This window comes from Streptomyces sp. ADI95-17 (assembly GCF_003846175.1).
In the GTDB taxonomy this organism is placed as follows: Bacteria; Actinomycetota; Actinomycetes; order Streptomycetales; family Streptomycetaceae; genus Streptomyces; species Streptomyces sanglieri.
On record NZ_ML123055.1, the window covers coordinates 90,474 to 91,107 of the forward strand.

1 protein-coding gene is annotated in these 634 nt (G+C 65.5%); it reads left to right on the top strand.

The features are described 5' to 3' along the window. Window positions 1–427: WD40 repeat domain-containing protein (locus EES42_RS41840; protein WP_164495541.1), on the top strand; the 427-nt coding region annotated here is incomplete at its 5' end. Window positions 428–634 lie beyond the last annotated feature (207 nt).

Here is a 634-nt window from a genome sequence, read left to right on the forward strand (position 1 = left end):
CACCCTGGCCACCGCCAGCATCGACAGCACGGTTCGGCTGTGGGACCCGGCCACCGGCAGCCTCCGCAAAAGCCTGCCCGGACATACCGCCCCAGTGTTCTCCGTGGCCTTCAGCCCGGACAGCCGCATCCTCGCCACCGCCGGTAACGACGACCGCACGGTGCGGCTGTGGGACACCGACACGGGCATCACCCTGGCCACGCTCTCCGGACACACCGACACAGTCCTCTCCGTGGCCTTCAGCCCGGACGGGCACACCCTGGCCACCGCCAGCGCAGACCAGACCGTACGCATGTGGGCCGTAGCCCTGCCCACCCCCACCACAGCGATCAGCAAAATATGCCGCGCAGTCGGTCGCGATCTCACCGCACAGGAACGCTCGGTATACCTACCAGACCAGCCACCCCACACTCCATGCCCAAGCTGAAACACCCCCTGCCAGCCGCACAGAAACAATCAGAGTGCAGTTTTTGCGCACTATTGTCGGGTTTGGTGTCGCTCGATGGGGTGGCGTTGGGGTATCTCTGCCGGTCAGACGTTCGGGGTTCACTTGGGTGGCGGGATGAGTGGTCGCAATCCGTACTCGCTGTCCAGGGAGCCGGTCAGCGCCTTGTACAGGTCGGTGACCGAGTGG